This window comes from Erythrobacter sanguineus (assembly GCF_900143235.1).
In the GTDB taxonomy this organism is placed as follows: domain Bacteria; phylum Pseudomonadota; class Alphaproteobacteria; order Sphingomonadales; family Sphingomonadaceae; genus Erythrobacter; species Erythrobacter sanguineus.
Window position 1 is genome coordinate 229134 of sequence record NZ_FRDF01000004.1, and the last position, 10387, is coordinate 239520.

Consider the following 10387-nt stretch of genomic DNA (forward strand, 5'->3'; position numbering starts at 1 on the left):
TGGACGAAAATTCCTTTCCTCGACGCCCAAAGTTACGATTATGGCGAAAGCGAAACACGCTCGGATCAGATCAGCCCGCGCGCTTCCATCGGATCATCCGCGTCCGGTGCCTCGCCAGTATCATTGGCCAGATCGCCGAAGGCCTTGTTCTGCGACAGGAACACCTTGCCCGAAAGATCATCGAGGAAGTGTGCGCGCTTGAGGCGATCCATCACCGGACCCTTGACCTCCGACAGGTGCAGCTTGACGCCGCCATCGGCAAGGCGGTGGTTGATTGCTTCCAGACTTTCCAGCCCAGAGGCGTCGATCGCGTTGACCGCGCTGCACATCAGAATGACGTGGCGCAAAGGCGGACGTTCAGCCACCTGCTCCAGCACATATTCCTCCAGCCAGCGGGCGTTGAGATAGGTCAGGCTCTCGTCGATCCGGATCGACAGCAGGTGCGGCAAGGTCAGCACCTGATGGCGCTCGACATTGCGGAAATGCTCGGTTCCCGGCACCCGCCCGACGATGGCCGCATGGGGACGGCTCGCCCGCCACAGGTACAGCAGCAGACCAACCGCGACCCCGGCAATCACCCCTAGCTCGACCCCGGCCAGCAAGGTGATGGCGATAGTCACGGCATGGGCGGCGAAATCGGCCTTGGAATAGGCCCATAGTCGCCCCGGAGTTTTCAGATCGACAAGGCTCAGCACCGCGACAATGATAGTCGCCGCCAGCGTCGCGTTGGGCAGGTTGAACAGGAGCGGGGTGAGAAACAGGCTGGCGAGCGCGATGCCCACCGCGGTGTATGCGCCCGCCGCCGGGGTCTGCGCGCCGGCATCGAAATTGACCACGGAGCGCGCAAAACCGCCGGTAACCGGATAGCCGCCCGATAGCGCTGCGGCGATGTTGCTTGCGCCAAGGCCAATCAGTTCCTGGTCCGGCGCGATCCGCTGGCGGCGCTTGGCGGCGAGCGTCTGCGCGACCGAGACGCTTTCGACAAAGCCGATGATCGAAATCAGCAGCGCAGGCACCCACAGCACCTCGATCAGCGCCAGATCGGTGGAGGGTAGCGCGAAGGGGGGGAGCCCTGAAGGGATGGCACCAACCACCGAAACACCGCGCGCCTCCAGCCCGAAGGCGATGACCGCAAGGATCGTGACAGCCACCGCCAACACCGGCCCGGCTTTCGCCGTCATTTCGGCGGCACGGGGGCCGAGGCCAAGCTTCATCAGCGCAGGCTTTGCGCCCTTCCTCACCCAGAACAGGAACAGCGATGCCGGTATGCCGATAGCGAGGGTGGGAAGATTGATATTCCCCATTGCGCCGGCCAGCGCGGCCAGCATTTCCGGCCAGGTCTCACCCCCGGCCGTCACCCCGAGAATATGCTTGATCTGGCTGGTGGCGATCAGGATGCCGCTTGCCGAAATGAACCCGCTGATGACCGGGTGCGACAACAGGTTGGCGAGGAACCCCAGCCGCAGCAGCCCCAGCACTGCCAGCATCACCCCTGACAGGGCTGCAAGGGTTATCGCCGCCTCGAGATACTCTACGCTTCCTGGCGCAGCCACCGCTCCGGCAGCGCTCGCCGTCATCAGCGAAATCACCGCCACCGGCCCCACCGCCAGCGTGCGGCTGGTGCCGAACAGCGCATAGGCGATCAGCGGCAGGATCGAGGCATAAAGACCCACCACCGGCGGCAATCCGGCCAGCATCGCATAGGCGAGGCTTTGCGGGATCAGCATGATGGTGACGATCACCGCCGCCATCAGGTCGCTGGTCAGCGCGGGGCGATCATAGGTGCGGCCCCATTCGAGGATCGGAAAATAGCGCTGGAGCACGTGGCAGCTGCCTTTACTGTGCAATCAGCCCGCCGGGACCGGCAAGCCATTCGCGGCCCTTGAGCATGCCGTTCCAGTAGATCCACGGCAAGAGATCAGCTTTCAGAATCCACGACAGGCGCGTCGGCTTGGTGCCGTCCACCAGCCATGTCGGAAAACTCGGCGCGAGCTTGCCGCCATAAGCGAATTCCGCCAGCACGATCTTGCCCCGCTCCACCGTCAGCGGACAGGAACCATAACCGTCATAACCGGCGGTCGGCCCCTTGCCATCAAGCTGGCGCAGCGCGTTGACTGCCACGACCGGTGCCTGCTTGCGTGCGGCTGCCGCAGTCTTGGCATTGGGCATCGCGCCTGCATCCCCAAGCCCGAAGACATTGGGATAGCGCACGTGCTGCAGCGTGTGGTGATCGACATCGGTGAACCCGCTCTCTGCCGCGAGCGGGCTGTCAGCCAGAAATTGCGGCGCGACCTGCGGGGGCACGACGTGCATCATGTCGAAGCTGCGCGTCACCTCACCATCAGCGGTCTGGAACACCGCGACCTGCGCTAAACCATCAACCGCGACAAGATTGCTGCCGAGTTGGAGATCGATGCTGTATTTCCCGACATATTCCATCAGCGCCGGAACATAGTCCGCAACCCCGAACAGCACGCCGCCAGCATTGCGGAACTCGACCTCGATATCCTTCAATACGCCGGCGCGCAGCCAGTGATCGCAGGCGAGATACATCACCTTTTGAGGGGCCCCTGCGCATTTGATCGGCATCACCGGTTGGGTGAAGATCGCCCTGCCCGACTTCATCTTCTGCACCAGTTCCCACGTGTAAGGCGCAAGATCGGGGCGGTAGTTGGAGGTGACACCATTGCGGCCCAGCGCAGCCTCCAGCCCTTCGATCTTCTCCCACGCCAGCCGGATGCCGGGGGCAACGATCAGCAAATCGTAAGTCAGCGTGCTGCCATCGGCGAGTGTGACCTGATTGTCTTCAGGCTGGAAACTGGCCGCCGCCTGCCGGATCCAGGTCGTGCCCCTGGGCATGACACTGGCCATCGGGCGCATGGTGGTGGCGAGATCGAACACCCCGCCGCCAACCATCGTCCAGCCGGGCTGGTAGGCGTGGGTCTGGGAAGGTTCGACAATCGCGATGTTGAGCCCGGGCCTGCGCTTCAGCATCGAAGCTGCCGTGGCGATCCCTGCCGCGCCGCCGCCGATTACAACGACTGTGTGTGATGATGTGGTCATGATGATCCCTCCCTTGGGCCGCGCTGCTAGTCGCTCGCCGCCATTCGCTCGGCCAGCGCCGACAGGTCGTATCCGGCGGACTTGGCGCGTGCGATGCGGGTCTGCGTGCTCAGCTCATCAATATTGGCGAGCGCATCCAGCGTCACCGCGCGCATGCCGGTGCGGCAATAGGCGAGCACCTTGCCCTCAGTCCCGCGCCGGATAGCAGCAAAGGCGGCGATGGCGGCGGGCGGAAACAACCCGCCTGCGACAGGGATGTGGTGGAAGGCCAGCCCGGCCTCCTGCGCCGCGCGGCGCATTTCTTCGAGCGGGGGCTGGCCCGGCTCCTCGCCATCGGGACGATTGCAGATCACTGCCGTGAACCCCTCGGTCCCAAGGCCCGCAAGTTCTTCGGGCTGCATCTGCGGAGCGACAACGAAATTCGTGTCAATCGGGCGCAGTTCCATCATGTTTTCCCTTCCATAAGCCGCACCAGAATCATCCCGGCAAGCATTGCGGCAACAAATATCCCCGCAGAGGTCGGCGCAATTGCAAGCGCAGCGAAGCCTGGACCGGGACACAATCCGGCAATTCCCCAGCCTATGCCGAACAGCGCCGAGCCACCAATGAGACGTGCGGTCAGGTCACTGCGATCGGGCAGGGAAAATCCCTCAGCGAAAATCGGGCGCTGCATCCGGCGCTGGACCAGCCATGCCAGCGCCATCACCAGCACCGCCCCGCCCATCACGAAGGCGAGCGTCGGATCCCAGTTGCCGAACAGGTGCAGAAATCCGCGCACGCGCGCCGGATCGGTCATCCCGCCCAGCGCAAGGCCTGCACCGAAGATCGTACCCGAAACGAGCGGAAGAAGCGTATCGCGGATCATGGCAGCACCGTGATGCCGAGCGCATTCATCGCCGCGACGGTGGCAAAGCCGGTTACCATGAAGGTCGCGGTGGCGACCAGCGAACGCTGTGACAACCGGCTCATGCCGCATACCCCATGCCCGCTGGTGCAGCCGCTCCCCAGACGCGTGCCGATGCCCACGATCAGGCCCGCGATTACCAGCGGCACCGGTCCCGCAAAGCTGGGCGCGGCTGCACCCGAAAGGCCCATGATAATCAGTGCGCCGAGCGGCAGGCCGATCACGAAGGCCGAGGCGCCGATGCGGGGCATGGAGCCCGAACCAATGCCAAACGCGCGCGCGGCGATACCGGAGACCCCGGCGATCCGCCCGGCTCCAAGCAGCATCAACGCCGCCGCCAACCCGATCAACACCCCGCCCGCAAGCCCTGCAAGCGGGGCCGCATCGGGAAAACCCGGCAGTCCGGTTGCAAGCAAGGTCATACCGCGTTCACCGGCAGCTTGAGGTAGGTGACGCCATTATCATCGGCGGGCGGCATGTGGCCCGCCCGCATGTTGACCTGCACCGACGGCAGGATCAGGCGCGGCATGTCGAGCGTCGCATCACGCTCTTCGCGCATCTGCACGAACTCGTCTTCGGTAATGCCGTCATGGGCGTGGATGTTGCCCTCCCGCTCGGCCGCGACCGTGGTCTCCCAGACATAGGTTGTGCGGCCCTTGGGCAGGTAGTCATGACACATGAACAACCGGGTTTCAGGCGGCAGCGACAGGATACGGCGCAGCGAGCGGAACAGGGAACGCGCATCGCCGCCAGGGAAGTCGGCGCGCGCGGTGCCGTAATCAGGCATGAACATGGTATCACCCACGAACACTGCCTCACCCACGACATAGGCGATGCAGGCCGGCGTGTGGCCGGGAACATGCATCACCGTGACCGGCAGAGTGCCGATGGTGAAGGTGTCGCCATCCTTGAAGAGGTGGTCGAACTGCGAACCGTCGCGCTCGAACTCGGTGCCAGCATTGAACAGCTTGCCGAACACATTCTGCACCGTGGTGATCTGCTCGCCGATCGCGATTGCCCCGCCAAGCTTGTCCTGAAGATAGGGCGCGGCAGAAAGGTGATCGGCATGGGCATGGGTTTCAAGCAGCCATTTCACTTTCAGATTATGCGATTGGACGTAATCGATAATGGCATCAGCCGAGGCGGTTGAACTACGGCCCGAACTGGGGTCGAAATCGAGCACGGAATCGATGATCGCCGCCTCCATGGTCGCCGGATCATGAACGACATAGGTGACCGTGAAGGTCGCAGGATCAAAGAAGCCCGCAATCTCAGGGCGCAGCGCGCTGTCAGTCCGCGCCTGTTCGATCTGCGCGGCGGCCGCAACAAGCACCGAATCAACTTCAGTCATGACAAGTCTCCATTTAATTACATAAACTGTGTATATGTATTGCAATGTGAGTGTCAAGTGCTATGAGAGCTGCATGAACGATCAAAACAGCATGCCTCCCCCTTGTGCGGGGCTCCGGATCGGCGACATTGCCCCCGATTTCGAAGCGCGCAGCACCATCGGCCCGGTCCGTCTGTCAGCCTTTCGCAAGCGCTGGCTGGTGCTGTTCTCGCACCCGGCCGACTTCACACCTGTTTGCACCACCGAATTCGTCGCGCTTGCGCGCGAGGCTGCCGCCTTCGAGGCGCGCGATTGTGCGCTGATGGCGCTTTCGGTCGACAGCCTGTTTTCGCACTTTGCCTGGCTGCGCATGATCCGTGACCGGTTCGGCGTGGAAGTGCGGTTCCCCATCCTTGAAGATCCGACGCTGGTGATCGGCCGCGCCTTCGGCATGGTTTCGGCGCAGGACAGCGACAGCGCGACGGTGCGCACCACTTTCTTCATCGACCCTGAAGGCGTGATCCGGGCGATGACCTGTTATCCGGCCAATCTCGGTCGATCGGTGCCGGAAATGCTGCGCATTCTCGATGGGCTTCAGGCGATCGACGCCAAGGGCGCGCTGGCCCCTGCCAACTGGCAACCGGGCGAACCGATGCTGCGACCGCCGAGCCATGATCTCGACGAGGTTTACGGGGCCGGCGACATGACCAGCTGGTTCCTGCGCGAAGACGGAGGCGGAGTGCGGGCATGATCACCGAAGACGATCTGATCGAAGCGCTGAAGGCACTGGCCCACCCGCTGCGCTTCCGTATCCTCACCGCTCTGGCCGCTGGCGAACGCAATGTCGGGGAGATCGAGCAGGTCACCGCCATCAGCCAGCCGGGGCTTTCGCAACAGCTCGGCGTTCTGCGCAAGGCGGGACTGGTCGACACCCGCAAGGAGGCCAAGCTGGTGTTCTATTCCATCGCAACCCGGCAGATCGCCGCGGTCACTGCCGCGCTGGCCGCGCTCAGCCCCGGGATGGCGATCACACCCGAAGAACCCGCAGCATTGCGCACACCTGCCCCCGGCGTTGCCAATTTTGCCCGGATGTCCTGAGGCGCCAGTGGCTTGCAGGCGGAGGCTGGGCCTTGCAGAGCCAGCCAGTGTGATATCGCCACAAGGTTTCCGGATCAGACGCGCGCTGGCACTTCAGGCATTTTCAGCGCAGATATCCCCGCAACACTGATATCCCCGCAGCACAGGCCATCGCCTGCAAGCATGCATCCCTGACGTCACGAATGTTCCGGGCAAGCGCAGATACGGCTTCAGACGCTGACACCGAACAGCGAACCAACCGCGGCCGTGATCGCCATTGCGAAAATGCCCCACCCCACCACTCTGACAGTGCCCGGCAAAAGCGGGGCACCCCCTGCCCGCGCGCCAAGCATGCCGAGGATTGCCAGCGCAACAATCGAGACCACCACAACCGCCGGCATGATCGCCGTTGCAGGCGCCAGCCATGCTGCAAGCAGGGGCACGACAGCGGCTGAACTGAATGTCGTTCCGGAGGCAATTGCAGCCTGCAAAGGACGCGCGGAAAGCGCGTCGGTCAGGCCAAGTTCGTCGCGCACATGCGCCTTTAGCGGATCATGCGCAGTCAATTCGCGGGCGACGGTGGCGGCGGTCTGCGGGCTGAGGCCGCGGCTTTCGTAAATGCCTGCGAGTTCCGCCAGCTCTTCCTCGGGCGTTTGCGCCAATGCCTGCTTTTCGCGCTTGATGTCTGCATTTTCGGAATCGCGCTGCGACGAAACCGAAATGAACTCGCCTGCGGCCATAGACATCGCACCCGCCACCAGCCCGGCCACCCCTGCGACGATAATCGGCTCCCTGTCGCTGGTTGCCGCCGCGACGCCGAGAATCAGCGAGGAAACCGAGACAATCCCGTCATTCGCGCCCAGCACGGCAGCCCGCAGCCAGCCGGTGCGGTGGATATAATGCGGATCGTCCGGATGTGCGCTTGCCGATGTCATGCCCGCATTCCCCTTGGTGCCTTGCCTGCCGCAACCCGGGCGCAGCTTGGGCTCGGGCACAGCAAAGCGCAAGCCAAGGGTTCAACATCGCAGCCCGAGGAAGCGGATCAGGCCGCCAGCGCCGATTGTTCGGCAACCCGATCGGCAAGATCCTGTGCACCAAGCGGACGCCCGATGAAGTAGCCTTGCGCATAGTCGCAGGAAATGGTCCGCAGGAAGGCCAGACATGCCGCATCCTCGATCCCTTCGGCCACGACCTTGAGACCCATTTCATGGGCAAGTTGCACTGTCGAGCGCACCAGCATCGCATCACCCTGGTCGATATGTGCGTGCTGCACGAACATCCGGTCGATCTTGAGTTCCGAGATCGGCAGCAGCTTGAGATAGTTCAGCGTGGATTGCCCGGTGCCATAATCGTCCATCGAGATGCGGATCCCGCTCTCGCGGAACCGGTCAAGCATGGCCACCGCCATGCCTGTATCCTCGAACTGGGCGGATTCGGTAACTTCGAAGGTCAGGCGATGGGCCGGAGCGCCGGTTCGCGAAACCAGCGCCAGCACCCGGTTGGCAAAGCTTTCCGAAGCCAGCAATCCGGCCGAGATGTTGACCGCAACGCCGATCACAAGCCCGCGCAGGCACCAGATCCGCATATCCTCCAGCGCCTGCGCCAGCACGGCGATGGTAAGATCGTCGATCCGGTTATGCTCCTCGATCAGCGGAATGAAGCTGTCGGGCGGCAGCATCCCGCGCACCGGATGGTTCCAGCGGACCAGCGCCTCGACCGCGTCGATGCGCTCGGTCACGAGATTGAGCTTGGGCTGATAGACGACCCCGATATGCCCCTCGCGCAGTGCATCGTCGAGCTCACCCATGAGCGAGAACTGCTGCGTTGCGGTCTCCCCTTCGTCGGCGGAATGCAGCCGCCAGGGTTTGCCGGAACGCTTTGCGAGGCTTGCTGCGTGGGCGGCGTTGGCGGCCGCCTCGATAAGGTCAACGGGCGCAACGCCAAAGGTCAACGCCACGCCCAACCGGCGTCCGGCCACCTCAAAGGGACTGCGCATGACCGCCCTCAGGCCAGCGAGAAGCGGTTCGATCTCTGCCAGATCAAGCGGAGTGCTCCAGACCAGCGTCCGGTTGTCGAGACGGTAGATACTGCCCGCACAGCCGGTGACCTGCAGACGCTCCACAAGCCGGCGCAACAAATCGCCAAAACTTTCCTTGCCAACGGCAAGCTGGAGCGCGTCGAAATCATCGATCTGCGCAGCGACGAAATAACGCTGATCGCCAGTATCAGCCCGCGTATCAAGCGCGAGCTTGTTGGGCAGGCCGCTTTCCGGGTCGATCCGGTGCTGGCGCTGCGCCTCGCGGGCCGTCAGGATTACCAGCCGCAGTCCGGCTGCAAGAACCAGCAAAACCAGCGCCGGGACGATCTCGAACCAGGTCGAAGCGAACAAGCGGGCAACCAGCCACAGCAGGGCCGCGAGACAGCCCGCCAAGGCGAAACGCACCGCCACGACCCTGCGCCCGGTGGCTGAGCCGATCAGGAAAGCGAGCAGGGCGGCCACAAGCAGGGGGGCGGGCCAGGAACCGTAGATCGGCACCGCATCGACCAGTGTTTCGGCTGCCAGGGCTTGAATAACCACGCCGGGCAGAACGCCATGATGGGGCACTGCATAGCGATCACCCAGCTCGATCGCAGTGGCGCCGATGATCACGTCCTTGCCCTTGAGGCCAGCCGGATCGAACTCGCCGCGCTCGACGGCAATGAAGCTGTGACGCGCAATGGCGCCGGGATTGATCGCAAAATCGATCGGGAAACTTTGGTTGACGCTCCCGGCCCGTCCGGCCACGAACGCCGCGATCGAAGGGCGCGCGACGCTGCCCGTCACGGTTCCCAACTGCATCCGGCGGACAAATCCGTCAGGATCAGGAGCCACCGAGACCGATGCCAGATGGGCGTGTTCGCGCAAGACCGCAATCGGCAGCGCATCAAGCTGACGGGCCTCGCGGAATCCGGCGCTCTGGCCAAAGGTCGGCAAGGCAACCGGCGCATTGGAAGCAGAAATCGCCTCACCTAACGCTGCATCCTGCGCAGGTTCTGAACTGCTGGAAAAGTCGACGTCGAAGCTGATCGAACGCACCCCGGCGGCATCGAGCTGTTCGAGCACCCGGGCATAGTGATCGCGCGGCCAGGGCCAGCGGTTGATCGCGGCCATGCTGGCGGCATCCATCTCGATGATCTGAACCTGCCCACTGGCCGGCCGTTCAAACAGGCTGAAGGTCAGCTGTTCAGCGGCATTATCGATGGGCCTGAAGGTTCCAGCCATCGCGAGCAGCGCGACAAGCAAGCCAAGCACCAGCGTTCCGGCCAGCCGCAGACGCAGCAGATCCGGGATATCCGGGATCGAGGCGATCAAATGTTTCACGCGTGCTTACGCCGCCCCTCAGGGCCGGGGCGATCGTTCGAACATATTGGCTCCTGCCCGAGGGTAATCGCCAGACACGCCTTGATCAGCGGGAGGGGAGTTCGGGCCGACGGCGTTATCCAGAATCATTCCGCGGCCGTAAGGCTCATCCACTCCCGCGACGATATCGCCCGAGTCAATCGCCGGGTCACTGCTGTTGCTGTTGCCGTTGCCATTGCCGCCGCCATTGCCATTGCCGTTGCCACCGCGGCCGTCATCATCATCGCGGTCATCATCGCGGTCATCATCGCGGTCGTCGTCGCGGTCGTCGTCGCGATCATCGTCACGGCCATCGTCGCCGTTATCATTGCCGCCGCCGTTGCCGTTGCCGTTGCCGTTGCCGTTGCCGCCGCCGTTGCCGTTGCCGTTGCCGTTGCCGTTGCCGCCGCCGTTGCCGTTGCCGTTGCCGTTGCCGTTGCCGTTGCCGTTGCCGCCGCCGTTGCCGTTGCCGTTGCCGTTGCCGTTGCCGCCGCCGTTACCGTTACCGTTACCGTTACCGTTACCGTTACCGTTACCGTTACCGTTACCGTTACCGTTGCCGTTGCCGTTGCCGCCACCGTTATTATTCGCGTTGCCTTGGCCGTTCACGTTGCTCTCGCCCTGGCTCTCGCCA

Annotated in this window: 11 protein-coding genes; 2 read left to right on the forward strand and 9 right to left on the reverse strand. The window is 63.6% G+C overall.

The genetic code is table 11. From position 1 onward, the window contains the following. Nucleotides 1-65 precede the first annotated feature (65 nt). Genes BUA05_RS04705 through BUA05_RS04730 form a run of 6 tightly spaced genes read right to left on the reverse strand, consistent with a single transcriptional unit; the run spans nucleotide 66 to nucleotide 5318 of the window. Nucleotides 66-1823 carry a SulP family inorganic anion transporter gene (locus BUA05_RS04705; protein WP_072673498.1) on the reverse strand — a complete coding sequence of 586 codons (1758 nt, stop codon included), beginning with the start codon at nucleotides 1821-1823 and terminating at the stop codon, nucleotides 66-68. A gap of 13 nt (nucleotides 1824-1836) precedes the next feature. Beyond that, complete coding sequence (locus BUA05_RS04710) at nucleotides 1837-3063, reverse strand: NAD(P)/FAD-dependent oxidoreductase (RefSeq protein ID WP_072673499.1); 1227 nt, start codon at nucleotides 3061-3063, stop codon at nucleotides 1837-1839. Nucleotides 3064-3089: 26 nt separating this feature from the next. Beyond that, nucleotides 3090-3512: a protein tyrosine phosphatase family protein gene (locus BUA05_RS14690; protein ID WP_211277602.1), complete on the reverse strand. Its 423-nt coding sequence runs from the start codon at nucleotides 3510-3512 to the stop codon at nucleotides 3090-3092. Next, nucleotides 3509-3928 (reverse strand): DUF6691 family protein, encoded by a 420-nt coding sequence (locus BUA05_RS04720; protein WP_072673501.1) that lies wholly within the window; start codon nucleotides 3926-3928, stop codon nucleotides 3509-3511. Before BUA05_RS04720 ends, BUA05_RS14690 begins: the two co-directional genes overlap by 4 nt. Further along, complete coding sequence (locus tag BUA05_RS04725; protein ID WP_072673502.1) at nucleotides 3925-4389, reverse strand: YeeE/YedE family protein; 465 nt, start codon at nucleotides 4387-4389, stop codon at nucleotides 3925-3927. The genes BUA05_RS04720 and BUA05_RS04725 overlap by 4 nt, the downstream gene beginning before the upstream one ends. Next, nucleotides 4386-5318: an MBL fold metallo-hydrolase gene (locus BUA05_RS04730; RefSeq protein WP_072673503.1), complete on the reverse strand. Its 933-nt coding sequence runs from the start codon at nucleotides 5316-5318 to the stop codon at nucleotides 4386-4388. The genes BUA05_RS04725 and BUA05_RS04730 overlap by 4 nt, the downstream gene beginning before the upstream one ends. Before the next feature lie 73 nt (nucleotides 5319-5391). Between BUA05_RS04730 and BUA05_RS04735 the strand changes: the two genes are divergently transcribed. After that, on the forward strand, nucleotides 5392-6048 hold the full coding sequence (locus tag BUA05_RS04735; protein WP_072673504.1) for a peroxiredoxin: 657 nt from the start codon (nucleotides 5392-5394) through the stop codon (nucleotides 6046-6048). Next, nucleotides 6045-6395 (forward strand): ArsR/SmtB family transcription factor, encoded by a 351-nt coding sequence (locus BUA05_RS04740; protein ID WP_072673505.1) that lies wholly within the window; start codon nucleotides 6045-6047, stop codon nucleotides 6393-6395. The genes BUA05_RS04735 and BUA05_RS04740 overlap by 4 nt, the downstream gene beginning before the upstream one ends. A 209-nt stretch (nucleotides 6396-6604) precedes the next feature. Here BUA05_RS04740 and BUA05_RS04745 read toward each other — a convergent pair whose 3' ends face one another. From BUA05_RS04745 to BUA05_RS14695, 3 genes are all read right to left on the reverse strand, one after another. Further along, complete coding sequence (locus BUA05_RS04745) at nucleotides 6605-7309, reverse strand: VIT1/CCC1 transporter family protein (RefSeq protein WP_072673534.1); 705 nt, start codon at nucleotides 7307-7309, stop codon at nucleotides 6605-6607. Between the two features lie 107 nt (nucleotides 7310-7416). Continuing rightward, nucleotides 7417-9735: a putative bifunctional diguanylate cyclase/phosphodiesterase gene (locus BUA05_RS04750; protein WP_072673506.1), complete on the reverse strand. Its 2319-nt coding sequence runs from the start codon at nucleotides 9733-9735 to the stop codon at nucleotides 7417-7419. An 18-nt stretch (nucleotides 9736-9753) separates the two neighbouring features. Beyond that, nucleotides 9754-10387 (reverse strand): hypothetical protein (locus BUA05_RS14695; RefSeq protein WP_218587357.1); only part of this gene is annotated, 634 nt, incomplete at its 5' end.